The organism is Ruminococcus sp. 8Y-12 (assembly GCF_058119865.1).
In genome coordinates this window covers 3,054,986-3,077,016 of record NZ_CM176623.1, presented here as the reverse complement: position 1 = coordinate 3,077,016, position 22,031 = coordinate 3,054,986, and the positions used below count along the sequence as shown (strand labels likewise).

The window sequence follows — 22,031 nt, the reverse complement described above, 5'->3', positions numbered from 1 at the left end:
TAAAAACAGCCCGGATTTCTCCGAGCAAATGAAAAGCACCAATCATTTCTGACTGATGCTCCTTCTGAATACTATAAATTAATCTTTTACCTTAACAACCTAAAGAGGGCATCGTAGGCCGCACCAGATAAAGCCGTTTCTGCTAAAGCAACCACTTCTGGTGTCCAATATCGAGGATGTCCTTTTTTGTCTTTATTAAAATATTTCAGATTCAAAATTCTAATCAATGTATCTAATTCAATCTGATATTCCAGTTGACGGTCTTCCGACAATCCCAGAAACTGTTCATGGGAAATATCACTTAATGCAAGTGTGTCTCTAAGATGCTTCTGTTGATTGATTTGATTTAACCCTAATTCATCCTCGGTGTATGGATGTCTCTCTATGTTCATCCAGTTTTTATAAATCATGGGATTATCAATTTTAAGGATTTCCAGAAGTTCGTCCGAAACAGATAGCCATACTGGACTTACATTTAATCGCTTACCCAGTCTGTCCAACACTTTTGGGTCAATTTTTCCAGTTTCCTTGGCTCGCCGTAATGTACGTTCATTAACTCTTATAATCGGATCATTATTAAGCTTTCTGAAACTAGTTCCCGCATAGGCCATTGCCTCATCTAATCGTTTTGCATTTATCTTTCCTGCATTCTCTTTTCTTCCCATATGTGAGTTTCTTCCTTTCAGTGCGGACAAAAATAACTTATATCTCGCAATTGATTATATCAAAAACACGTTATATAATCAATACAAATCAATTATCAACCGCTTATTATGCGGACAAAAAGAAGGGAATGACATATGAATACTTTAATTGAAAAAATTGCAGATTTAGGACCCAACGCTCTTCTATTTGTTTCTGTAGCAGGTGTTGGAACAACATTTTTATTTACACACATTTTTAATGGGGTGCATCAGGAACTAAATCAGAGGGGAATCTCTGATGAAATGATTAGCAACCATTTCGCTCCTCTTCAAGCTCTGACGAAAGAAATTAGTTCCCAGATTACCCCTGCGGCACAAAGACTGAATTAATCTGCAATTAGAAATTATCGAAGTCTTTCTGTGTTGCAACTTCTCTGTACTTATACTCATCATTCCTGCTCTCTGCGAACATATCATTGACCATGCCAATCGTAAGCAAATCTAAATCACGGATGGAAAGACCAAGCTGTACGCAGCGGAGCAGAAATAATGGGGTTGTCATTTCCCGCTCAGTTGAGCGAAGTTTTTTTTAGACTGGACATCCGTCTGAGTATTCAGTCCCCAAAGCTGAATCAGCTGAGGCAATACCTGGTAGATAGAAAATGTATTAAAACCATCCAACCAGTCCTCCGGGGAATCCGGGATAGTCGGGTCAGCGTGTTTCGCCATGATATAGGCGATATTCTCGAACATCTCAAGGGAGAACATATCCAGATTGGAACTTTCCTCACTACCATCACCGACCGATTGTTCCAGGGAACGCAGGTCTTTATAGATATCACGATGGAACTTCATTCTGTAGATACGGGGAATGGCTGCAGATGCCTTAAACGACACCTGCTTACCATCGATTTCAATATTCTGTTTCATGCTCATGGCTTACCCCTCCTTCACAGCTGCGGTCTTGGCAGATGTGCTTGCTTTCACAGCAGTTGATGTGGATTGCACGACAGGTTCAGCAGGCTGTGTTTCTTCCGCACTAGGCATATATACTGCACTGTACCAGTTCTGATATACCGTATCTGTGGTATCGTCCCCAGTTTTAGCTTTGACATATCCGTTGGCAAGTGGAGTCGCAGTCAGAGCAAGTGTTTCAGTCTGTACTTCGATTTCGTCCTCATTGGTCTGGGACTCAATGCTTGGACGGCTTGCTGCACAGTTATACAGCACATGACGGATTTTCTTCACATCACCATCAAACTCAAAGAGCAATGCAAAGTTGGCTGTTTCCACATTGGCATTCTCCACCAGTACCTTATTGCCATCCAGTTCCTCTTTCAGAATCTCAGTACGGAATTTCTCCGGTACCATTGCGAGTTCCAGATCACCTTCATAACCCATGTTGTTGGAAATGGTGTAGTACGCATATCCATCCGCATAAAAGTTAGATGGCTCACCATTGGCATCCAGTGCCAGGGAAACTGCACCAGGCATGGCAAACGGTGTTCCAAAGGATACCGTCCCATCCTCAGTAATTGTCTGCAAGGCATAATGCACATTGCAGATATTGAATTTTACTTTATTTTTCTTAGGCATGATTCAAACCCTCCTGTTCAAATTGATAAAGGACCTCATACAGCTTTTCGCTGTCGATCCAGGTTTCGGACTTGTTATAAAAGACTTCATGTGCATCAAGCACATCTTCCAGTTTCTGTTCCACCGCTAAGTCCTTCGAATCGGTGTACAGTTCTATCCGCACATCATTTATCTTGAAATACACTCTCCCATCTGCAGCAAAGTTATCACTACCTGGAAGAAGGTAACAGATAAAAGGTGGGGCAGGCGATTCCCCCTCTGCGAAGTGGTCATAAGCAAAGGGGATACCTGTTTCTTTGATGATAGTAAGCAGTTCTTCCATTCCTAACCTCCCAGTTTCCTTGTGATTTCCTGCTCCAGTTCGGATACTGCTTTTTTTTCTGCCGGAGCAATATGGCTTTTCCCGGAAACCCTGCCACCGCCACGCTTGGCATGACCGAATTCTAAAAGATGTGCCAGCTGATAGCGAGTTCTCGAATATACGGTAATTTCCAGGGTATTGGATGTTTCCTTCGTATTCTTCACAGACCAGCTCTTTGCATAAGTTCCGGTATCGCTCGGTGCATTTGCCTGGATTTCTTTCCTGGCGGTCGTACCGGCCTTCTTGACTGCAGCTTTCAGATCATCGGTCGCAAGATCTGCATATTCTGTCAGACCTTCCATAATGGCAGCTGCCATCCCATCAATCCTCACTCTGTCACTGCTCATGGCTATCTCCTCACTTTCTGACACTTGAATTTCAAAGCATTCTTTTTGTAGTTCAGATGGTCAATCGACAGAATATTGTAGATTTCTCCACCAAACAGCACCCGGTATCCCTCGGTGGTAATCCCCGAAGCAGCTCTGCAATACCGGACGGTAAAAGCCAGGTCTGCATTGTCCACCGTGGTTCCGGCTGTCTGTGTCTCTGTCCCGCCTTCGCCGCTGACGGTTGCATAACAGGAATATTCATCTGTCCATTCATTCTTGTGATTGCCAATGGCATCCACGGTCACGGTATTCTTCTGAAAAGTGACCCTTACATTCAGTAAAGCTACCTCCATTAGAATCCCTCCTTCCGGATGCCGAACAGCAAAGACCGCAGAGAAAGCACCAGTGCATGATGATCTGCATCTTCCCGGTGTTCGTACTGATACGCCACCGCATACATCACTGCTATCCTGGCGTTTTTTTCTTCTGCGAATTTATCTTTATCATCCATCCTGGCAATGTCCATGCACAGATTTTCTCCGGCTTCTATCAAGTGCTCCAGAAGGGCATCATCATCGTCAAAATCCACACGGAGATATTGCTTCATCTCCTCAAGGGATACAATCATATCTGTCACCACCTCACTCAAAATATTAGGCGATGCCGTTTCGACAAAAAACGACACCGCCGGATGCTTACTCAGATTTCATTTTCATGATCTGCACTGCTTCAGGAAGAATCAGCTTGCCATCCACACGCTCTTTCGCAACATAACCGATCATACCGTTGCCTGCGAAGAGTTCACGCAGTTCGGAGAAAGAACGGCTGCCACGGTCACCGATGTTGTAGTAGCTGTAGTCACCGAAGGAAATCGCATCGGTCGGTGCATATGCAGAAGTGTGTACCGCATAGCCAAGCAGACGGTCAGGCTCTCCTGCCTGGTAAGAAGGCTGCCAGATATAAGCACCATTGTTATCCTTCAGCTTACGAAGGGAAGAAAGGGTCTGGTCATTCATGATGAAGGACGCACTCTTACGATAAGGACGCTTAAGGGCATACACCAGATCCAGAACATCATCGGATTTGATTGCCGCAGTAAGAGTCTGTGCAATGGTACCGCCACCAGTAGCTGCGAACAGACCGAGAGGCTTGCCAGTGCCATCGCCGTTTAAGAACGCATCCTCTTCTGCATTGGCCAGAGCCTTACCGAACTGGGTAAGGATGTAGTTCTCCAGATTGAATGCATTGTCATACAGAAGCTCCTCGGTCACTTTGATAGCAACATGGAGTTTGTGTGCATCCAAAAGGATCTGACTGAAGGTCGCATCACCGAAAGTGAGCGCACCGCCCTCTTCAATCCATGCAGCGGCCGGCTTGGTAGCTGCGATGTTGATTTTGTGTTCACCACTTGTGGTAATGGTAGTTGCAAGGGAACGCATGATGTTCTCCTCGGAAAGAGTGTCAATCAGACGATGGTCATATTCCTCTGGTACGAGGTAGCCACCATCGGCATCCACACCTTCCTGCAGAACATTGCTCACGCGTTTGAAGTTGGAACGGAACGCATCGACCATTGCCTTGCGGTATTCGTCAGATGCACGTCCGGTCTTTTTCTCCGGCTCATTGCCGTTTGCAGAAGGCTTGGAAGTCAGCGGAGTATTCACAGGCATATTCAGTTCTGCCTCCATCTGCTCCTGACGCTCCATGCGGGCGATTTCTTTGCCGAGGTCATTGATGTCCTGCTCCATCTTGGTGTAAGTAGCATCGTCCTCGGCAGAAAGCGTACCTTTCTCGGTACGGTGGGAATCCAGGAATGCCTTTGCTGCATTCCATGCTTTGTTACGCTTTTCTCTCATTTCTAAAATAGTCATAATTTAATACCTCCATTAAATGTGTTGTTTGATAAGGTCAAGACGCTCCATGAGCGAATCAACACTTCTTTCATTGATTTCTGGTTTCTCTGGCTTGGACTGGATATGACACTTTTTCGCAATCTTATCCATCAGTGAATTGGTCACTGCGGCCTTGTCGAACATCATGGCAATCTGTGGCTGTTCGTTATCTTCTGTCTCGCCGGGGCGATGCAGGATATCATCAGCAAAGCCAAGTTCCACAGCTTTGTTCGCATTCATCCAGCTCTCCGCATCCATGAGATGGGACAGCTTGACGCGGTTCATTCCGGTCTTGATCTCATAGGCATTGATGATGGATTCCTTGACTTCGGAAAGCATATCAATGGCTTTCTGCATCTCAGCAGAATCACCCCATGCCATCGTTGCCGGATTATGGATCATCATCATGGATACCGGACTCATCAGCACTTTCGTGCCTGCCATTGCAATCACGGATGCTGCCGAAGCTGCAATACCGTCAATCTTGATGGTGATGTTGCCTTTGTAATCCATCAGCATATTGTAGATTTGTGCTGCCGCCACACAGTCACCGCCTGGGCTGTTGATCCAGATTGTGACATCACCACTTTCTGCAAACAGTTCATCCTTGAACAGCTGCGGAGTGACATCATCATCAAACCAACTGTCCTCTGCGATTGTGCCGTTTAGAAACAGCGTCCTCTCCGGCACCTGTTCCTGTGTCTCCTGATTCAGAACCATCTGGTTCTTCCACTTCCAAAACTTCTTCATTGGATTCTTCCTCCTTTCCGCTTGCTGCAAAGATGCCCGCATCCGCCAGCTTGGTCATGTTTCCATTGATGAGATATAAATCACCGCCTTGCTCGGCAGGGATACGGTCTAAGTTTTCAAGTTCCCGGATGTCGTTTGCACTCATCCAGCCGTTCTGTCTTCCGATGGAGTAGCCATTCATACGGCTCTGATAATCTCCACGGAGAAGCCCGTCCACATTAAACTTGACGAAGTATTGTGTCTTTTCCTCCTGGGAAAGCAGGGAACGCATCATAGCCTGTTCCCATCTGGACACCCAAGGGTCCAGTGTGTATTTCACGAATTCCAGGGACTGCTGCTCAATATTAGAAAAGCTCGACTTCTCCAGATCACCGACCATATGCGGTGGTACTCGGAAAATTCGAGCGATTTCATTGATTTGAAATTTTCGTGTTTCCAAAAACTGTGCCTGTTCCGGGGAGATGGAAATCGGTGTGTACTTCATTCCTTCTTCCAGGATGGCTACCTTGTTGGCATTGGAACTGCCTCCGAAGCCTTTATTCCAACTCTCTCGGACACGCTCCGGGTCTTTTACTGCACCCGGATATTCCAGGATGCCGCCAGGAGTCGCACCATTTGCAAAGAACTTGGCTCCATATTCCTCACAGGCGATTGCCATACCGATGGCATTCTTTGCCATAGCGATTGGCGAATATCCCACAAGGCCATCAAAGCCAAGACCGGGAACATGGAGGACATCGGTCGGCTTTAGTCGAACCGTGCCACCTTTCGTGGTCTTGGCTTCATCGGAAGAAGTCTGATATTCGTAATACAGATGTCCCTTATCATCCCGGTCAACCGTCATGCGGTTCGGCATCAGCGGATAAAGAGCCACCACCTCGCCCTTGCCATTACGGATAATCTGTGCGTAGGCATTACCCCACAACAGCAGATGGGTCATAAGGGTTTCCCGAAAGACAAAGGATGTCATTTCCGGATTTGGCTCATCATGCAAAAGAAAATACAGCGGATGGTCGATTGCCTTCTCCTTGATGCCGTCCTCCGTATATCGGTAGAACTGCAATGGCAGTCCTGCTACTGCCTCCGCTAAGATACGGACGCAGGAATACACCGCCGTCATCTGCATAGAGGAACGCTCCGTTACCATCTTGCCGGATGTGCTGCCACCAAATAAAAATCGGTAAGCACTGCCCGTGGTGCTGTCGGTAGGCTTATCCCTTGACCGAAACAATCCACTTAAAATACTCATATACCTTCACGCTCCTTCCTAAATAAACAAAATGCCCCGGTCATCATAGACCGAAGCTCCTGCATCGTTACCGCAGCGAATGGCTCTGTCCAGACCCATGATCGTTGCAATGGCACCGTCAATCTTCTCTGTTGATTTTTCTTTGTCTGCCTTGATGTTCCCGGCAGGATCAGTACGGATGAAGATGTTATCCATCATCCACCGAAGAACCGGATGCCCGCCGTGTGCCAGTCTTTCTTCCAGGGTCAGTTTCATGAGTTCCTTTGTCGGTGGGGACATATCCTTAAATCCCTGTCCGAAAGGAACAACGGTAAATCCCATCCCCTCCAGGTTCTGCACCATCTGCACAGCACCCCAACGGTCGAATGCAATCTCACGGATGTTGTACCGCTCACCCAGGCTCTCGATGAACTTTTCGATGTAACCGTAATGCACTACATTTCCTTCCGTGGTCTGCAAAAAACCCTGCCGCTCCCACACATCATAGGGGACATGATCCCGCTTGACTCGTAAATCCAAGGTATCCTCCGGCACCCAGAAGAATGGAAGGATGCTGTATTTATCATCCTCATCTTCCGGCGGGAACACCAAAACGAATGCTGTGATATCCGTTGTGGATGAAAGGTCAAGTCCGCCATAGCAGACCCGTCCTTCCAAATCCTCTGCACGGGCGGGAAACGCACATTTATCCCACTTGTCCATTGGCATCCATCGGATAGCCTGCTTAACCCACTGATTGAGCCTTAATTGCCGGAAGGAGTTCTCCTCTCCTGGGTTCTGTTTTGCTGACTCACAGGCCGCTTCGACCTTATCAATCCCCACTGTAATATCCAAGGATGGATTTGCTTTCTTCCACACTTTTGGGTCAGTCCAATCATCTGATTCATTCGCTCCATAAATCACAGGATAAAATGTTGAGTCATGTTTCCGACCTTCCAGGATGTCCTTGGCTTTCTGGTGTGTTTCATAGCAGATGCTGTTGGTATCCGTCCCGGCTGTTGTGATAAGGAAATACAGCGGCTGCATTCGTGCATCACCGGAGCCCTTGGTCATAACATCAAACAGTTTCCGGTTCGGCTGGGTATGCAGTTCATCAAACACCACTCCGTGGATATTGAAGCCGTGTTTGGAATAAGCCTCCGCCGACAGCACCTGGTAGAAGCTGTTGGTCGGCTGATAGATGATCCTCTTTTGCGAAGCCAGGATTTTGACTCTCTTGTTTAGCGCCGGACACATACGCACCATATCGGCAGCCACATCAAATACGATGGTTGCCTGTTGGCGGTCAGCGGCACAGCCGTATACTTCAGCACGTTCTTCTCCATCCCCACAGGTCAGAAGAAGGGCTACCGCAGCGGCAAGTTCTGATTTGCCCTGTTTCTTTGGAATTTCTATATAAGCGGTATTGAACTGGCGATATCCATTCGGTTTGATTGTCCCGAAGATGTCACGGATGATCTGCTCCTGCCAATCGATCAGTTCAAATGGCTTTCCTGCCCATGTACCCTTGGTGTGGCATAGAGCCTCAATAAAATCCACAGCATAGTCCGCCATTTCTTCACTATAGACCGAGTCCTTCGCCTTGAATTTTGTCGGTTTGTATTTCTTCAGTTTCCTCATTCTCTGCCACCTCCGTTTCTGTATCTGTTTCTCCAAGCCACGAAGGATCAGGAACCATCGCATCATAGGGAAGTCGCTGTCTTTCTTTCAAACGCTCATCCATGTTCTCACCTCCAAATGGCATAAAAAATAGCCGCTGTGATAGCGACTGTACGAGGAACAGCCCCTTCCGGGACCGTCCTTTGCGGTATTGTTTTCTTAGTTGTGACTTTTCAGAAGGATGGCAAGTGCAAGTCCTGCTGCCTCGCAGGTCGGTTCAATGTCCCAACCCCTATCGTAGTTACAGATAACCTCGCCTCCTGCCTTAAGCATCAGCTTGGAAATCTTGCCCCCGTTGATGCCGTATTCTTCACTCGGCTCTTCGTAATGCTTGACCCAGTAATGAACCGCCGTGTATTTCTTATCCGCTGCCGGAATTCCAATCGTTCCTTCGCTCCACATAATCTTTGCCTCCGTTTGTGTTGTTTTCCCTTTCGGTATGTACATATTCGCTCTAAAAGCACATAATAGCAACTCATTTAGGAACATATACTGCACAATCATTTGCGAAGGAATCTATGCATTTTATGACTGCATGGAACGGTGAATGGTATTAAGGATTTCTTCCTGTTCGGAAGGCTGTACTCCAATACTATCCAAGGCTTCTCTGGTCCCGCAGTCCGGGCAGATAAGGGTTCTGTTGTCTGCCCTCGAAAGGGCAGGCGAACCATGATAGGCTTTCCCACAGCGTGGGCAGATTCTAATTTCAGCGACTTCTCTTTTTTCCATGTGCGAATGCCTCCTCTGATTTAATCTGTGCTTCTGCAAGGAAATGTTCATCAAAGCCAAAGCTGATGTATCCCTCCAGGCAGATGCTCACATAAGCGTAGGAAGGAATGCCGATGCTTCGCTCCTCGTGCATGATGTACACGAAGCAGTCTCTGACTCTCGTCTTTCCTGACTTGATGCCCTTAATCGGCAGCCGCATTTCCTTCTTGTAGTAGAAGGTGGGGAATCCCTCGTAGCGGTCAAGTGCCTCTTCATCCTCAGCGGTCACTGACCAGACGGCCACGGGAACCCTTGCCCCCGCCTTTGGTTCGATGGTAAGGTAAGCACCTGTCTGACTTCCTTTGAAAAGCAATTCATAATCCTTGATTTCCGCTGTTCCGATGATTCGTGCCGATGAGCATCGCATCCGCATCTGCCGGATGTTCAGATTGCTGCCGTAGGCTAGGTAGTATCTTTTATTCATAATGGTATCCATCCTTTCCGAAGGGATCACCCTTCTACCACCTTAAGACCGCCGAAGCGGTCGGGGAAAGGTGGCAGGAGGCTAACCCCTGCGTGGCCTTCAAGCGGCTCTGCCGTTTCTAAAGGCTGTATCTCCTTCCAGTCTCTTGGTAAGGATTTCTCTTGCCGTCTTGAATTCCTCTCCAATGAAGCCAAGTCGGAGGAGCCAAGTCCTCATGGCATATTTCGGATTCTCATTCTGCTGTGGCTTTGGGCTGGCACTCTTTACCGTCTTTGCCATCTGGCTCAGTGCAAGGCAAAGTTGAATGTAGCTTTTCAGCTGCCCGGCATGAAGTCCGTTCAGCTTGCCGTCTGCCGGAGCATCGAATTGGAAAAGCCGAAACTCGATGGTCCCTTTTGTGAAGGTCGCATGGTAGTTTAGCATATGGTAGCGGCTGTCATTGTAATGGTGGCTTCTGCCGTAGTTGGCTCCGTTGGAGGTGTACCAAATGTCCGCAAGGGCTGCCATCGTCTTTGGCTTTTTCTTGTTGACCTGCTCTAAAAATCTTGGGTCTACCGTCCGGCAGTAACGGTGCATCCTGTCTCTGTCAAGGGCAAGGGCATCGGCTATGAGGCTTTCGTGGCTTGCCATGATGTTGGCTAGGTTTCTCATAGTCTGTGGGGTATGTCCGTTCGCCCCGATGTGGATATGGACTCCGCATCCTCTTGTGGCATCGCTCTTTGCTCCTGCGTGGCGAAGTTTCCGGATAAGTTCCTGCAATGTCTCAATGTCATTGTAGTGAAGAATCGGGGTGACCAGTTCGCATTTCTCGCTGTCGCATCCTGCGATGCTGACATCCTTCTGGAATTTCCATTCTCTTCCGTCCCTGTCCCAAGCTGACCAGGTGCAGTAGCCGTTTCGTCCGGCTGTGTTTTCGTATCTTCCTGTTCCGAAGTAGGTAGCTGCAATTCTCGCTGCCTTATCCCTTGTGATGCTGTTCATCTCGACCTCAACGCCGATGGTCTGTTTCTTCATTTCTTCGATTTGGCTTGTGATTTTCTCGTTCATCCGTGTTTTCCTCCGTTTGGCTTAATGTGTTTTCCCTTTCGGTAGTACACATATTACCTCTGAGTGCGGACTATATCCACTCAATTCGGAGCATAATCTACACAAAGATTTTAAAGAAATTTGTGTATTTTATGACGCTCCTTTCAAGATGAAATCAGCATATTCATCCGTGTGATTATCAAGAAAATCCACCAGTTCCAGCAGTTCCATGTTCTCAGCAATGCAGCGTACCTGCTGAAAATCAAACATATTGGTAAGGGAAGTATCCCGCACCTTGAAAATCTGCTGTTTAATCTGTTCTGTCATGTTCTTCCTCCTCATCTGTGCATACTGCTTTTCCCATCACAAGTTCCGCATAGATTTTAGTGTAGCGGTCGCACTCGCTGCCTTCGGAGCCCATGATCGCCCGAAGGAAAAATTCCCTCGCTTCGTTCCGGCTGTCCCACACATCCTTTTTTCCATAGCAGATGGTAGTGACTGTATCCAGTTTCCGGCAGACATCCTCGCCATAGACTACATTGAGGTGTGAACCGTTGTCCCACTTGACCATGATGGAGGCGGTATCATCCACCCCGATCACGGTGCCTTTTGTCCCCATCGGCGGTGCCTGCAAATCATCCATCTGCACCAGTTCTACTCTTGCTCCGGCAGGGTACTGACTGCGTACCCGCTCGACAATCTCTTTACTCGGAAACTTCATCGTCAGCTACCTCCTTCTTCGCACCGCTCTTGAATGCACTGCTGCCTGTCAGATTCTTCAGCAGGATTTTTCTATCTGCCTTGTACTCCGCTCCCACAAATCCCAGTCGAAGGAGCAGGCATCGGAATGCGTACTTTTCATTTTCCACAGGTTTTTCCATGTTGGAGATACGCTTCTGTTCCTTGCTCATTTTGCACAGGGCTGCAATGAAATCGGTGTAGGCTTTGACTGCATCGGCATCCAATCCATCCGCAAACCAGTGGAAGGAAATCTGCTCCTCCGTGATTTCAATCGGCAGTTCGCTGATTCCCAGTGCCTTTTTGATAAGGCTGCCCTTTGCTTCTAAAAGATTGGTAAGGTTGCCGACTGCCACCTTGTCGAGCGGCATTGCCACCGTAAGCCCCACTGTTTCGCTGTGTCCGGTTTCTTCCGGCACTCCGTAGGCGGGTGGGCAGTCTTCCAAAGGTTCCTCGCAGTCGATATCCGGCTGTGGCTCATCATACTCTGCACTTTCAGAATGAAAACCCTTCTGCTCAAGTTTCTCAAGCAGTCCTTCGATTTCCTCGCTGTCTGCCATGTCGTTAAAGGAAAGTGTGCCGAATCGGTCAATGATAAAGTAATCGACCTCGTATGCACAACTTGGGACTCCCTTGTAGGTGGCTGTTGCCCCTGTGATTTCTGCAATGGCAGTAACCAGTGCCTTGCGTTCTTTTCCTGTTACATTAAATTTGACTTCCATGTGAAGTACCTCCTTTTCTTTCGGTACTACATATATCACTCTAAAGCCAATTTATAGCAAGTCATTTGCTGTAGAATAGTCACCGAATTATTCTGTAGGAAACTGTGAGTAATACACAATGCCGGACAACACAAAATATACGCATGGCAGAGCCACGCCATTGCCCCACATCTTATATTCAGCAGCATCCGAATGGGGATTCATCAGCCACTTCCTGATCTGTTTTTCTGTCTTCGGCTTGGTGGAATTGCCCACAATCTTCCTGTGAGTTTCAAAGACGTCACTCCAAAAAGCAATGTCATCCTCGATAGGTTCTTCCACACCAAGATCACTGCACCACCAGTCCGGGAATCCCTGCAGCCTTGCACATTCCGTTGGGGTCAGCCTGCGGACGATGTACTCCATTCCCTCATCTGTATCATTAACAAGCGGAGGGTCTTTATAATCCGTTGCAACCAGGGTGTTTGCCAGTTCTTCCTCTGCGGATGTAAAGAACGATGCCTTACTGCTGCTGAAAGTCGGATGGGCAACTGCCCCTGGACCTTTTGCTACCATAGTAGGCTCGACTTCCTCTTCCACCGCAAACCCAAACTTGGCATTCTTTCCCTGATTGAAAGCCGCACGATCAATCCCATAGGCAACCGCATGGTGGTCAACTGTATTCAGAGTAAAGGAAACATCTTCATTGATGCCGTCTCCCTGTGGGCCATTCTTATCGGCTCTGCCGATCATCGAACCCTGTAATGCGACCACCGCAATCCCACCCTGGTTGCAGGCGGGATTGCCGCCATTTCCATCCAGACATCTTGAAGTATCTGCTTCATAGAATCCGCTGTTCGGATTATCCGACTTCATGGAATTGCTGTCTTTGGAGCAGATGCCATATGCTTTTGGCACGAATAAGGTCTGGTCATTGTTGCAGGACAGGGTTGCTGATTTGTTATCCTGGATCAGCGCACCTTTACCTCCGCCCTCACATCCACTGCGGATTTTGAGGGTCTTTGGTGTTTCCAGTACGAACGGCTGATTGTTACCGCCGGTCCCAAACGTGGCAAGCACCGTCTGTGCTGTATCCTGTGGCCCCGTATATCTGGCATCCTGTGAATGATTCTCAAACACAAGAGGCGGATGATGGCTTTCTGCACGGAGGGTACAAGTGATGTCTTCCGTCACATCCATGCGGTTGCCGCCTTGGTCGTTCAGGCAGATTGTGCCTGTTTCTCCAGTGCCACCTTCAGCATGGCAGGCAGTTCCTTGCCACGAGCGGAAGCTCTCCGCAGAATACCCAGACAAGCCCTCTGACTCAAATAGTATTTTTCCGGCACTCCCGCCTGCAAAATCTGCGACAAGATAGATGCGTTTTCTTCGTTGGGGCACTCCCCAAAACTGTGCATCGAACACTCGCCATGCAAGTGAAAATCCATCTGCCATGATTTCTCCTGCGTTTGCCCATTTTCCAGACTGAGGAACTGAAATGCTCTCGTCTTTGACTTTGCAGATTTCTTCGAGGACTGCCCGGAAGTCTTCGCCCTTGTTACTGGAGAATGCTCCGGGGACATTTTCCCACACGATGTATCTTGGATAGTTGCCATTAGTTGCACACCTCATTTCTTTTATGATTCGGATTGCCTGATAGAACAGAACGGACTGTCTGCCATCAAGGCCGGCTCTCTTTCCTGCCACCGACATATCGGTGCATGGAGAACCAAAGGTAATGATATCCACCGGAGCAATGTCAGCACCGCTCACTTTGGAAATGTCACCCAGGTGCTGTACCTGGGGAAATCGCTTTGTTGTAACACGGATTGGGAACGGCTCGATTTCCGATGCCCACAAAGGAGTGATGCCGGAAAGCAGTCCGCCCAATGGAAAACCCCCGGAACCATCAAAAAGACTGCCGAGGGTAAGGTTCATTTCTTTATTCATTTTCTCCCTCCACCTGTTTCACCAGGTCGGAGTACATGAGTTTCTCTCCGTTTCGTTCCACATACACATCATCGGGATTTCCTCCGTCCTCTACATATCTGCGGAGGATAACAGATGCATATTTTTCATCCAGTTCCATCGTGCAGCAGATGCGGTTGCTCTGCTCACACGCCATAAGGGTCGAACCACTCCCGCCGAATGTATCAATTACGATGGCATTGGCCTGGGTGGAATTACTGATTGGATAAGCCAGAAGGTCAAGCGGCTTGGAAGTCGGATGATTCTTATTGCGTTTCGGCTTATCAAAATTCCAGATGGTGGTCTGCTTGCGGTCGGAGTACCACGGATGCTTGCCATTCTGCAAAAATCCGTACAGTACAGGTTCGTGCTGCCACTGGTAATCACTGCGACCCAATACCAGGGAATTCTTGACCCAGATACAGCATCCGGCAAGATGAAATCCGGCATCCACAAATGCCTTACGGAAATTCAGTCCTTCCGTATCTGCATGGAACACATAAGCCGCACCACCGTTTTCAAGGACAGCAGCCATATTCTGCATAGCAGATAGCAGGAACTGATAAAACTCCTCACCCTTAATGGAATCGTTCTGAATGGAAAGTCCGTCTGAACTCTGGAAGGACACGCCATACGGAGGGTCCGTCAGAACCAGATTTGCTTTTCTGCCATCCATCAATTTTGATACGTCATCAGCGGAAGTCGCATCACCACACATAAGTCGATGTCTGCCTACCGTCCACACATCTCCCTTTTCCACAAAGGCTGCTTTCTCCAAAGCTGCGGACAGATCATAATCATCGTCCTGGACTTCTTTGTCATTTCCATCCTTGAACAAGTCCGCAATCTCATCTGCTTCAAATCCGGTAAGAGAAATATCAAAGTCCTCTCCCTGGAGAGATTCGATTTCGATACGCAGAAGCTCCTCATCCCATCCGGCATCCTGAGCGAATCGGTTGTCTGCAATGATGTAGGCTTTCTTCTGTGCCTCGGTCAGATAGTCCACCAGGACACAGGGTACTTCATCAATGCCTTCCTCTTTTGCCGCAAGCACTCTGCCGTGTCCGGCAATGATGCCATAGTCCTTGTCCACGATGACCGGATTGACAAACCCGAACTCACGAAGGCTGGAGCGGAGTTTGTTGACCTGCTCTGCCGAATGAGTCCGGGCATTATTCACATACGGTATTAACTTGTCGATGGAGACCATCTCCATCTGCGTAGTTGTTCTCGCCATCAGCCGTTCCTCCTTTTCACAACCTTATGCAGGTCTTTTCTGGTATCAAGCAGTTTCCCCTTGGGAAAGACCTGCCTGTTATTCTTTTTCTGATTTGGATACTTTTTCTTCGCCATATTACATTCCTTTCCTTGCACGGAGCAGACGCTCCATCACATCATCCTGCGGAGCTGCATCCGAGTATTCCGTGCTGCAATTTTCCTTCACGATCTGGAATATCTCATTCCACAACCGAACCGCCTGGTTCATATAGTTGATTCCGATATTGATGAAAGGGGAAGGGATAGGCTTCTGCGTGGTCGGATGCTTGGAGAGGAATCCCAGTTTGCTGGTCATCTCCTCACACTGAATCCAACGGGCAGATGCCATCGCATACCGCTCAAGCAGCTGACTGGATACCTTTGAACTGCATCCTACTCTTTTCAGCCACTCCCATGTTTCCTTGTAGATATCAGCGGCCTGTAGCTCACTGCCGTCACGCTGTTCGGCTGACAGGAAGTCATGTGGCTTTGGCATATCCACACCTTCGATTTCTGGAATGTCCAGGACTTCTAATGGTCTGCCGCCTGGATTTCCGTTGTCGGCCTTTTCCTTTACGGCGGTTCTCTTTCGTCCGGCACCCGGTCTGGCACCGCCTCTACCGCCTGTGTTATTCGATTTTGTAGGCATGATTTTATGACCCTCCTTTATTACCCTTTTGAAATCGCCCTTTTTGCGCGTATGACCCCACGCCCGTTCCACGGGGACTTTACTGTAGAGAAGTGAACCGCCCCTACCGGGTGTCACGACTTCCACTCGCACAAAAAATATAAATAGTTTCTTCCGTGACCTTCACGACTTCCACCATCAATGGTTGTGCCATCGGTCACCGCTTTTGGCATGGATCCTTGCATGACACTCCTTGCACAAAGCAATGAGGTTACTCCTGTCATGAGTTCCACCCTGGGACAAAGGTTTCTTGTGGTGTACCTCTTCGGTCTCCACCAGGATTCCCTTGTTGTAGCACTGCTCACAGAACGGGTGCTGTGCTACATAGCTGTCACGGATTCTCTTCCATGCCCGTCCATACCTACGGCGTACAGCAGGATCTCTGTCGTACTTCTCGTAGCGTTTGTTCTCTTGTTTCTGATGCTCCTCACAGAACCGTCCGTCAGTTAGGTTGGGACAGCCGGGGAAGGAACACGGTCGTTTTGGTTTTCTTGGCACCACTGCACCTCCTTTGCGACAAAAGGAAAGCCCCACAGGATTTCTCCCATGAGGCTGTGACCTTTATTTCATTTTCGCATCTTAACAATATCACATAGGGCACCGTTGCATTTAGTTGCAAACCGCTGCATCTTTTAAATCAATGGCATTTTCCGGCAGTTTGATTTTACTGATTGCTTTGTTGTGCCAACGCTGCACGGTACCACGGTCTGCATTCAGCATCTCGCCAATCATGGGCCATGTGTAATTGTGGATGTAGCGGTACTTCAATACCGACTGCTGCTCCGGCTTATCCACCTGCCTCACAACGTCCTGAATCTGGCCTTTCAGATTTACCAGCTGTGCCAGCTCCGTCATGACCTGCTCTTCCATGTCCCACAGCTTTTCCAAAGTATGAATGTACGGTGCGTCCGTATTCTTGCTTGCGTTGAAATGTTCCTCAAAGCCTGGACTTGATATGCTCTGAGCCATCTGCCGCAATTCCTCACACTCCAGGGTGTCTGACTTGATACGCTGGTCTAATAGATATGCCTGTCCTAAATATTCTTTAACTGTCATGTTCTACCTCCGCATCGAGTTTCCGGATAAGGAACTCCGGTTCAACCTCGGTAAGGGCGGTAAACCACTTAGACCGAAAGAACCGCTGGCATTCGTCTTTCATCTGCTGTGCCGCCGCATTCTTTCTGCCTCTTGCCAGTTTCTTGTTCGCATCCCTATAATCCTTGACAGCCTGCAGGATGATGCCATTGGCCAGACTGTCATATGGGTCCAAATAATTGTTCATATAGAGTTCCTCCGAAAAATGGTTTATAGGTTCCCGGATTGACTCTGATTGTCTCTGATTTACAGTTCTGCTCTGACCGCATCGATTAAAGCCGTCTGCGTGGAGTCCTTTTTCTCCAATGCCTTCATGACTCTTTCGTCAATGCTGTCTTTTGCAATAATGTGCTGTACCACAACGGTTCCTGCCTTCTGTCCCTGTCTGAATAGACGGGCGTTGGTCTGCTGGTATAATTCCAAAGACCAGGTAAGTCCGAACCAAACGAGATGATCGCCACCGGCCTGTAAGTTCAAGCCGTGTCCTGCGGATGCCGGATGGATAAGACCCACGGCGAACTCTCCCTTATTCCACATCTCAATACTTCCGGGAGAAGAAATCCTTGCATATTCGACCTTCAGTTTCTCAAGCAGCTTCGTGATGCGTTCCACATCATGCTTGTACCTGTAAGCCACAAGGATCGGTCTGCCATTTGCTGATTCTATGATATCTTCCAAGGCATCTAACTTCCTGTCATGAATATGCACCACGGATTCATCGTCTGCATACACCGCTCCATTTGCCATCTGTGACAACTTGTTGGAAAGCGATGCGGCATTGGCAGCAGTGATGTCATGTTCTGGCAATGCCAGGATGAGATCTTTTTTCATATCCTCATATCGCTGCCGTTCCTTTTCATCCAAGGTAACTGTGTATTCGGTACTGATCAGTTCCGGCATTTTCAAATGGTCGACTGCTTTCATGGAAATCGTGATATCGCCAATGCGGTCATAGATTGCTTTTTCCGCACCGGGAAGTGCTTTATAGGAATACACGATATTTCCATTGCAGCGGTCTGGTCGAAAGAATGTGGTGCGGTACTGCCCGATGAACCGGAACAGTCGCTCTCCCATATCCAGACAACGGAACTCATAGAATAAATCCATCAAGCCATTACTGCTTGGCGTTCCGGTAAGACCTACCACTCTTTTCAGCCGGGGACGAAGTTTCATGAAAGCCTTTGTCCTCTGGGAATTTGCCTTGAAGGATGACAGCTCATCCAGAACTGCCATATCAAAGTTCAGATATTTTCTGTCCTGGTTCATGAGCCACACCAGGTTCTCACGATTGATGATATAAATGTCTGCATCCGTTCTCAGAGCCGACAGCCTTTCTGCCGGAGTGCCAATGACTACGGAATGGCTGAGTGCTGACAGATGATCCCACTTTTTCAGTTCATCCGGCCACGTGGTTCTTGCCACACGAAGCGGTGCAACCACCAGGACTTTTCTGACTTCAAAATGGTCATTTATCAATCTGTCGATTGCGGTAAGGGTCACTATAGTTTTGTCAACCCAAGCCCATATCCAACAGCAGACATGAAATCGGATTACTTTCGATAAATTCTGTAGCAAATTTCTGATAGTCGTGTGGAATGAACTTCATAGGGCATCACCTCCTTCCATTTCCAGTTTTTCAAGTTCTTTTATGAACCAGTTGAATTCCGCATGGAATTTTGCATGATCACTCTGTGATGCAAACACACGGATATTTGCAGAATTGTTGTTTCTCTTATCTCCATCAATATGGTGAACCACCTCTCCTGGCAATAATGGTCTGCCAAGCATCTGTTCTGCTACCACACGGTGTTCATGTCTGCCATATAATTTCGCATAAGTTTTTCCTTCGCCTGTATTCAGCCGTGCCTGCCTTAACTTTTCCCTAACTGCAGGTGTCATTCTGGTTTTGTTTAATTCCTTGTTCTGTTTTGAAAGTGTTGCTGCGATATTTGTAAAATCCTTCAACGTATTATAACCTTCTGGATTTTTGGTTTTGTTGCTAAAATCGGCAAGGCACTGTCTGCAACAGAAATTGTGGGGACGTATCCTTGCCGGAATCTTATAAAATTCCTTACCGCACCAATCACATCTGACTTGCAATTCCATCAAGAATACCTCCAATCTGTCCGGGACGATCCAGGACGAATACCGGATAGCCCAATGCTCTCAGCTGCTCGTGCCTGTGTATCTGCAAGGGTCTGGGTTCTTTGCCTGGAGCCTTTACTTCCACAAAGCCGAACTTTCCATCAGGCAATAAGATAATGCGGTCGGGCCACCCCGCTGTGCCAGAGTTCCACTTCTCACACAGACCGCCACGGCTTTTCACTGCCCTCGTTAACTGCTGTTCAATGTATTTTTCTCTCATGCGAGTCCTCCATCATTCTTAAATGGTGGATGTCGTGACTCTCATTTCTTAAAACCCCTATATAAAGATTTTTATATATTTTTCTGTCGATAGGACTTTTATATAGAGAGGTTCACGACTTCCACTTTTATGATTATTTTTGTAGAACAGTTTATGGAAATGACCTCAACGACCGTCACTCCATACACTTTTCCTGTAATAGTTTCAATGTTTGACTTCCACGACCTACACCTTACTCCAGGAAGTCCTGACCGTCCTTCAGTTGAAGTCCACTGATACGATTGCCCTTATTGGTCTTTCTGCGAACGTACCCAGCCTTCTCCAATGCTCCGTAGAAATCAGAAGTGCTTCTCACGAACTCGCCGTTCTGCACACACTGAAAGCGATACTGCTGATACAACTCGCCAGACTTCTCGGAATAGGAAGGGTCAACATCGCAGCGTTCCTCAATGAACTGTCCGAGCCAGTCACTGGACTCACGGTACTTGTCGATTGCATCCTGCACGATTTTCGGAAGGTCTGTGTGGAAATTGGCATCGATGGCTTTCTTCGCTCCATTGATGATCCATGACATGATGTAAGGGCCGGCCTTCTCAAACAGGTAATCTGCATAGTTCTTGATGTCGGATTTTCCCGTAATCTTGGCATTGAAGGGGATAACGATAAGACGTCTCCAGATACCATCATCATTGGCACCGACCTTCGGCAGGTGGTTGGTATACAGCACCAGTGTATGTGACGGCACGAAATGGAACGGGTCCTTGTACTTCTTCTCCGCCTGGATTTCATCTGTGGAACAGAGCTGCTTTACCATTGCGGTATTCAGTCTCATGCCTTCTTCCATCTCGGATGCAATGATGAGACGCTTGCCTTTAAGTTCGGCAGCCTCCGGGCGGGTGTTGTGCTTGCAGTTCATGGTCAATGTGTCCGCAGAAATCTTCCCGGCATAAGAGCCAAGGACTCTGAAGATGGTATTCCAGAAGGTGGACTTACCATTGGCACCACCGCCATAAGCGATGATCATGTGTTCCTGGTAGACCTTTCCGATAGCTGCCATGCCGACCGTTTCCTGCACATAGTCAATCAGTTTCTGGTCACCGCAGAAAAAGGTATTAAGGGCATCCTCCCAGATATCCTTTCCGGCATCTCCTGGGGCAACATTCGTAATCTTTGTAATAAGGTCAGCCGGGTCATGCGGCTGTTCGCCTGTGATTCCCTGCGACAGGTCATAAGTTGCATATGGAGTATTCAAAAGATCAGGGTCAAGGTCGAGCATGGACACATCAAGAGCCACCATCGGCTTGACCGTATTCTGGACATTGATGATGTTGCGGTAATTGCGGTATTTCATGACGAATTTCAGATAGGTATCTGCTCCCATCAATTTGTAATACAGACCCATCATGGCAGCACAGGCTTTCTCCAGGTTCTTGCCCCGGCCTTTGACCGTGGCTTCATCCAGTCCGGCGGATAACAGATTCTCTTCGGCTGCTTCTACTGCATCCTTTGCATCCTGCAGCTGTAAATCCATAAAATCCAGGGATGCTCCAAGTGCCATCTGCTTGTCCTCCCGCCAGCACTCCCCGTCATAACGAAGAAGGTCAGTCGCACTGGTGTATTTCAGTTCATTGCCAAATTCCCTGGCGAGAACCTTCGCTTCTCCCAAATCGGAATAATCCTCTGGCTTGAGTCCTTCTCCATCAAAATCGGAATTGAACTGTTCCGGGGGAATGTAACCATCCTGGCTCTGTACCTTTTTTGCAAACTTTACGGCACTATTCCAGATTGTATTAAGTTCGCTTGCATCAAGAGGTGGGTCGCACTGCTCCGCTCTCTGCAGGAATACCTGGTGTGCTTTGTCGCATACACCATATTTCTTCAAGACTCTCCCGGCAAAACGGCTCATGGTATTGTTGCGGCTGCCTTCTAAAATGGGACCGCCGGAAGGATTTAACTGTTCTGCCTTATCGACCTCTGATTCCAGATAATCTGACTCATCCAATGTTTCATCAATAGAAAGGAAACCCTCGTGCCAGGAAATATCATCCGGCTCACAGGCTGAACCAAAGAAGAAACGTGCTGCATCCAGGGCATTGTCATCAAAAAACTCATACTTTTTCTGGATGGCTGTTTTCACTGCTGCATACATCGCCGCATCGGAACAGTTCTGAATAGGAAACAGAATGTGATAACGGGGCCTTGCAGCCTTCCCATTTTTTTCGAGCATATGGTGTCGGCTTGGAATGGTGATATGGTCAACATCCGAGAAAACATCTTCCAGTGCAGATGCGCTGAGCCATTCATCCGGATTCTCCGAATGGTCATTATCACAATCCATTGGAATCACATCGGATTCCAGGAAATTACTGATATTGCGGTAGCTGTTCTTATATCTTGCGAAGACCTGGTCACGGGCTACCGCTTTTACCAGTTCTTCCTTATTTGAGATTTCTGCCTTATTCGGGTACACACAGTTTTTTGCATCCCCGGTACAGTCGGCAGTGTACAAAGTTAGCTTCATTTC

General features: G+C 47.9%; 30 protein-coding genes and 1 pseudogene. 1 reads left to right on the top strand and 30 read right to left on the bottom strand.

The genetic code is table 11. From position 1 onward, the window contains the following. Positions 1-86 precede the first annotated feature (86 nt). A complete protein-coding gene (locus AC0THY_RS11800; RefSeq protein ID WP_489990800.1) occupies positions 87-665 on the bottom strand; it encodes a hypothetical protein in 579 nt (192 codons plus the stop codon). A 135-nt stretch (positions 666-800) separates the two neighbouring features. Between AC0THY_RS11800 and AC0THY_RS11795 the strand changes: the two genes are divergently transcribed. Then, positions 801-1,034, top strand: a complete 234-nt coding sequence (locus AC0THY_RS11795; RefSeq protein WP_489990799.1) for a hypothetical protein — start codon at positions 801-803, stop codon at positions 1,032-1,034. 7 nt (positions 1,035-1,041) lie between these two features. On the opposite strand, the gene AC0THY_RS11790 is transcribed toward AC0THY_RS11795, so the two are convergent. The 29 genes and pseudogenes from AC0THY_RS11790 to AC0THY_RS11650 form a co-directional block, all read right to left on the bottom strand. After that, positions 1,042-1,206, bottom strand: a complete 165-nt coding sequence (locus AC0THY_RS11790; protein ID WP_489990798.1) for a hypothetical protein — start codon at positions 1,204-1,206, stop codon at positions 1,042-1,044. Next, positions 1,203-1,580: a hypothetical protein gene (locus tag AC0THY_RS11785; protein ID WP_489990797.1), complete on the bottom strand. Its 378-nt coding sequence runs from the start codon at positions 1,578-1,580 to the stop codon at positions 1,203-1,205. Before AC0THY_RS11785 ends, AC0THY_RS11790 begins: the two co-directional genes overlap by 4 nt. Before the next feature lie 3 nt (positions 1,581-1,583). After that, positions 1,584-2,240 (bottom strand): major tail protein, encoded by a 657-nt coding sequence (locus AC0THY_RS11780; RefSeq protein WP_489990796.1) that lies wholly within the window; start codon positions 2,238-2,240, stop codon positions 1,584-1,586. Beyond that, positions 2,233-2,562 carry a hypothetical protein gene (locus AC0THY_RS11775; protein WP_489990795.1) on the bottom strand — a complete coding sequence of 110 codons (330 nt, stop codon included), beginning with the start codon at positions 2,560-2,562 and terminating at the stop codon, positions 2,233-2,235. Before AC0THY_RS11775 ends, AC0THY_RS11780 begins: the two co-directional genes overlap by 8 nt. Positions 2,563-2,564: 2 nt before the next feature. Further along, on the bottom strand, positions 2,565-2,948 hold the full coding sequence (locus AC0THY_RS11770) for an HK97 gp10 family phage protein (protein WP_489990794.1): 384 nt from the start codon (positions 2,946-2,948) through the stop codon (positions 2,565-2,567). Between the two features lie 2 nt (positions 2,949-2,950). After that, positions 2,951-3,283: a phage head closure protein gene (locus AC0THY_RS11765; protein ID WP_489990793.1), complete on the bottom strand. Its 333-nt coding sequence runs from the start codon at positions 3,281-3,283 to the stop codon at positions 2,951-2,953. Then, entirely contained in the window at positions 3,283-3,558 is a 276-nt protein-coding gene (locus tag AC0THY_RS11760) for a head-tail connector protein (protein WP_489990792.1), read from the bottom strand. Before AC0THY_RS11760 ends, AC0THY_RS11765 begins: the two co-directional genes overlap by 1 nt. A gap of 67 nt (positions 3,559-3,625) precedes the next feature. Then, positions 3,626-4,801, bottom strand: coding sequence for a phage major capsid protein (locus tag AC0THY_RS11755; RefSeq protein WP_489990791.1), 1,176 nt, complete (start codon positions 4,799-4,801; stop codon positions 3,626-3,628). Between the two features lie 15 nt (positions 4,802-4,816). Beyond that, positions 4,817-5,572, bottom strand: a complete 756-nt coding sequence (locus tag AC0THY_RS11750; protein WP_489990790.1) for a head maturation protease, ClpP-related — start codon at positions 5,570-5,572, stop codon at positions 4,817-4,819. Then, entirely contained in the window at positions 5,457-6,821 is a 1,365-nt protein-coding gene (locus tag AC0THY_RS11745) for a phage portal protein (RefSeq protein ID WP_489990789.1), read from the bottom strand. The genes AC0THY_RS11750 and AC0THY_RS11745 overlap by 116 nt, the downstream gene beginning before the upstream one ends. 18 nt (positions 6,822-6,839) lie before the next feature. Continuing rightward, on the bottom strand, positions 6,840-8,441 hold the full coding sequence (locus AC0THY_RS11740; protein ID WP_489990788.1) for a terminase large subunit: 1,602 nt from the start codon (positions 8,439-8,441) through the stop codon (positions 6,840-6,842). Continuing rightward, a complete protein-coding gene (locus tag AC0THY_RS11735; RefSeq protein WP_489990787.1) occupies positions 8,383-8,544 on the bottom strand; it encodes a hypothetical protein in 162 nt (53 codons plus the stop codon). The genes AC0THY_RS11740 and AC0THY_RS11735 overlap by 59 nt, the downstream gene beginning before the upstream one ends. Positions 8,545-8,639: 95 nt before the next feature. Beyond that, positions 8,640-8,882, bottom strand: coding sequence for a DUF7678 domain-containing protein (locus AC0THY_RS11730; RefSeq protein ID WP_489990786.1), 243 nt, complete (start codon positions 8,880-8,882; stop codon positions 8,640-8,642). Positions 8,883-9,005: 123 nt separating this feature from the next. Then, positions 9,006-9,209, bottom strand: coding sequence for a hypothetical protein (locus AC0THY_RS11725; protein ID WP_489990785.1), 204 nt, complete (start codon positions 9,207-9,209; stop codon positions 9,006-9,008). Then, complete coding sequence (locus AC0THY_RS11720) at positions 9,187-9,672, bottom strand: gamma-glutamylcyclotransferase family protein (RefSeq protein WP_489990784.1); 486 nt, start codon at positions 9,670-9,672, stop codon at positions 9,187-9,189. The genes AC0THY_RS11725 and AC0THY_RS11720 overlap by 23 nt, the downstream gene beginning before the upstream one ends. 99 nt (positions 9,673-9,771) lie before the next feature. After that, positions 9,772-10,719 carry an amidoligase family protein gene (locus AC0THY_RS11715; RefSeq protein ID WP_489990783.1) on the bottom strand — a complete coding sequence of 316 codons (948 nt, stop codon included), beginning with the start codon at positions 10,717-10,719 and terminating at the stop codon, positions 9,772-9,774. A 129-nt stretch (positions 10,720-10,848) separates the two neighbouring features. Next, positions 10,849-11,025, bottom strand: coding sequence for a DUF5049 domain-containing protein (locus tag AC0THY_RS11710; RefSeq protein ID WP_489990782.1), 177 nt, complete (start codon positions 11,023-11,025; stop codon positions 10,849-10,851). Continuing rightward, positions 11,009-11,419, bottom strand: a complete 411-nt coding sequence (locus AC0THY_RS11705) for a DUF4314 domain-containing protein (protein ID WP_489990781.1) — start codon at positions 11,417-11,419, stop codon at positions 11,009-11,011. The genes AC0THY_RS11710 and AC0THY_RS11705 overlap by 17 nt, the downstream gene beginning before the upstream one ends. Further along, positions 11,403-12,158: a virulence protein gene (locus AC0THY_RS11700; RefSeq protein ID WP_489990780.1), complete on the bottom strand. Its 756-nt coding sequence runs from the start codon at positions 12,156-12,158 to the stop codon at positions 11,403-11,405. The genes AC0THY_RS11705 and AC0THY_RS11700 overlap by 17 nt, the downstream gene beginning before the upstream one ends. 87 nt (positions 12,159-12,245) lie before the next feature. Continuing rightward, positions 12,246-14,084: a DNA cytosine methyltransferase gene (locus AC0THY_RS11695; RefSeq protein WP_489990779.1), complete on the bottom strand. Its 1,839-nt coding sequence runs from the start codon at positions 14,082-14,084 to the stop codon at positions 12,246-12,248. Further along, positions 14,077-15,339 (bottom strand): site-specific DNA-methyltransferase, encoded by a 1,263-nt coding sequence (locus AC0THY_RS11690; RefSeq protein WP_489990778.1) that lies wholly within the window; start codon positions 15,337-15,339, stop codon positions 14,077-14,079. Before AC0THY_RS11690 ends, AC0THY_RS11695 begins: the two co-directional genes overlap by 8 nt. A 117-nt stretch (positions 15,340-15,456) precedes the next feature. Next, positions 15,457-16,008 (bottom strand): P27 family phage terminase small subunit, encoded by a 552-nt coding sequence (locus AC0THY_RS11685; RefSeq protein ID WP_489990777.1) that lies wholly within the window; start codon positions 16,006-16,008, stop codon positions 15,457-15,459. Between the two features lie 177 nt (positions 16,009-16,185). Beyond that, positions 16,186-16,545, bottom strand: a complete 360-nt coding sequence (locus tag AC0THY_RS11680; protein ID WP_489990776.1) for an HNH endonuclease — start codon at positions 16,543-16,545, stop codon at positions 16,186-16,188. 111 nt (positions 16,546-16,656) lie between these two features. After that, positions 16,657-17,103, bottom strand: coding sequence for a DUF722 domain-containing protein (locus tag AC0THY_RS11675; protein WP_489990775.1), 447 nt, complete (start codon positions 17,101-17,103; stop codon positions 16,657-16,659). After that, complete coding sequence (locus AC0THY_RS11670) at positions 17,093-17,329, bottom strand: hypothetical protein (RefSeq protein WP_489990774.1); 237 nt, start codon at positions 17,327-17,329, stop codon at positions 17,093-17,095. The genes AC0THY_RS11675 and AC0THY_RS11670 overlap by 11 nt, the downstream gene beginning before the upstream one ends. Before the next feature lie 59 nt (positions 17,330-17,388). Next, a pseudogene (locus AC0THY_RS11665) lies at positions 17,389-18,748 on the bottom strand (SNF2-related protein). After that, a complete protein-coding gene (locus tag AC0THY_RS11660; protein ID WP_489990773.1) occupies positions 18,745-19,248 on the bottom strand; it encodes an HNH endonuclease in 504 nt (167 codons plus the stop codon). Before AC0THY_RS11660 ends, AC0THY_RS11665 begins: the two are co-directional and overlap by 4 nt. Beyond that, a complete protein-coding gene (locus AC0THY_RS11655; protein WP_489990772.1) occupies positions 19,226-19,507 on the bottom strand; it encodes a PDDEXK family nuclease in 282 nt (93 codons plus the stop codon). Before AC0THY_RS11655 ends, AC0THY_RS11660 begins: the two co-directional genes overlap by 23 nt. Before the next feature lie 232 nt (positions 19,508-19,739). Next, the gene (locus AC0THY_RS11650) at positions 19,740-22,028 is read right to left on the bottom strand and encodes a phage/plasmid primase, P4 family (RefSeq protein ID WP_489990771.1); all 2,289 of its coding nucleotides are present in this window, start codon (positions 22,026-22,028) and stop codon (positions 19,740-19,742) included. Positions 22,029-22,031: the final 3 nt, after the last annotated feature.

What these genes read in the sequence shown, in the direction of transcription:
- AC0THY_RS11730 (WP_489990786.1), bottom strand. Translation starts at nt 8,882, where the DNA reads ATGTGGAGCGAAGGAACGATTGGAATTCCGGCAGCGGATAAGAAATAC.
- AC0THY_RS11755 (WP_489990791.1), bottom strand. Translation starts at nt 4,801, where the DNA reads ATGACTATTTTAGAAATGAGAGAAAAGCGTAACAAAGCATGGAATGCA.
- AC0THY_RS11800 (WP_489990800.1), bottom strand. Translation starts at nt 665, where the DNA reads ATGGGAAGAAAAGAGAATGCAGGAAAGATAAATGCAAAACGATTAGAT.
- AC0THY_RS11745 (WP_489990789.1), bottom strand. Translation starts at nt 6,821, where the DNA reads ATGAGTATTTTAAGTGGATTGTTTCGGTCAAGGGATAAGCCTACCGAC.
- AC0THY_RS11720 (WP_489990784.1), bottom strand. Translation starts at nt 9,672, where the DNA reads ATGAATAAAAGATACTACCTAGCCTACGGCAGCAATCTGAACATCCGG.
- AC0THY_RS11700 (WP_489990780.1), bottom strand. Translation starts at nt 12,158, where the DNA reads ATGGAAGTCAAATTTAATGTAACAGGAAAAGAACGCAAGGCACTGGTT.
- AC0THY_RS11740 (WP_489990788.1), bottom strand. Translation starts at nt 8,441, where the DNA reads ATGAGGAAACTGAAGAAATACAAACCGACAAAATTCAAGGCGAAGGAC.
- AC0THY_RS11660 (WP_489990773.1), bottom strand. Translation starts at nt 19,248, where the DNA reads ATGGAATTGCAAGTCAGATGTGATTGGTGCGGTAAGGAATTTTATAAG.
- AC0THY_RS11785 (WP_489990797.1), bottom strand. Translation starts at nt 1,580, where the DNA reads ATGAGCATGAAACAGAATATTGAAATCGATGGTAAGCAGGTGTCGTTT.
- AC0THY_RS11655 (WP_489990772.1), bottom strand. Translation starts at nt 19,507, where the DNA reads ATGAGAGAAAAATACATTGAACAGCAGTTAACGAGGGCAGTGAAAAGC.
- AC0THY_RS11725 (WP_489990785.1), bottom strand. Translation starts at nt 9,209, where the DNA reads ATGGAAAAAAGAGAAGTCGCTGAAATTAGAATCTGCCCACGCTGTGGG.
- AC0THY_RS11765 (WP_489990793.1), bottom strand. Translation starts at nt 3,283, where the DNA reads ATGGAGGTAGCTTTACTGAATGTAAGGGTCACTTTTCAGAAGAATACC.
- AC0THY_RS11790 (WP_489990798.1), bottom strand. Translation starts at nt 1,206, where the DNA reads ATGACAACCCCATTATTTCTGCTCCGCTGCGTACAGCTTGGTCTTTCC.
- AC0THY_RS11670 (WP_489990774.1), bottom strand. Translation starts at nt 17,329, where the DNA reads ATGAACAATTATTTGGACCCATATGACAGTCTGGCCAATGGCATCATC.
- AC0THY_RS11770 (WP_489990794.1), bottom strand. Translation starts at nt 2,948, where the DNA reads ATGAGCAGTGACAGAGTGAGGATTGATGGGATGGCAGCTGCCATTATG.
- AC0THY_RS11760 (WP_489990792.1), bottom strand. Translation starts at nt 3,558, where the DNA reads ATGATTGTATCCCTTGAGGAGATGAAGCAATATCTCCGTGTGGATTTT.
- AC0THY_RS11695 (WP_489990779.1), bottom strand. Translation starts at nt 14,084, where the DNA reads ATGAATAAAGAAATGAACCTTACCCTCGGCAGTCTTTTTGATGGTTCC.
- AC0THY_RS11775 (WP_489990795.1), bottom strand. Translation starts at nt 2,562, where the DNA reads ATGGAAGAACTGCTTACTATCATCAAAGAAACAGGTATCCCCTTTGCT.
- AC0THY_RS11750 (WP_489990790.1), bottom strand. Translation starts at nt 5,572, where the DNA reads ATGAAGAAGTTTTGGAAGTGGAAGAACCAGATGGTTCTGAATCAGGAG.
- AC0THY_RS11650 (WP_489990771.1), bottom strand. Translation starts at nt 22,028, where the DNA reads ATGAAGCTAACTTTGTACACTGCCGACTGTACCGGGGATGCAAAAAAC.
- AC0THY_RS11705 (WP_489990781.1), bottom strand. Translation starts at nt 11,419, where the DNA reads ATGAAGTTTCCGAGTAAAGAGATTGTCGAGCGGGTACGCAGTCAGTAC.
- AC0THY_RS11795 (WP_489990799.1), top strand. Translation starts at nt 801, where the DNA reads ATGAATACTTTAATTGAAAAAATTGCAGATTTAGGACCCAACGCTCTT.
- AC0THY_RS11685 (WP_489990777.1), bottom strand. Translation starts at nt 16,008, where the DNA reads ATGCCTACAAAATCGAATAACACAGGCGGTAGAGGCGGTGCCAGACCG.
- AC0THY_RS11710 (WP_489990782.1), bottom strand. Translation starts at nt 11,025, where the DNA reads ATGACAGAACAGATTAAACAGCAGATTTTCAAGGTGCGGGATACTTCC.
- AC0THY_RS11715 (WP_489990783.1), bottom strand. Translation starts at nt 10,719, where the DNA reads ATGAACGAGAAAATCACAAGCCAAATCGAAGAAATGAAGAAACAGACC.
- AC0THY_RS11735 (WP_489990787.1), bottom strand. Translation starts at nt 8,544, where the DNA reads ATGGATGAGCGTTTGAAAGAAAGACAGCGACTTCCCTATGATGCGATG.
- AC0THY_RS11675 (WP_489990775.1), bottom strand. Translation starts at nt 17,103, where the DNA reads ATGACAGTTAAAGAATATTTAGGACAGGCATATCTATTAGACCAGCGT.
- AC0THY_RS11690 (WP_489990778.1), bottom strand. Translation starts at nt 15,339, where the DNA reads ATGGCGAGAACAACTACGCAGATGGAGATGGTCTCCATCGACAAGTTA.
- AC0THY_RS11780 (WP_489990796.1), bottom strand. Translation starts at nt 2,240, where the DNA reads ATGCCTAAGAAAAATAAAGTAAAATTCAATATCTGCAATGTGCATTAT.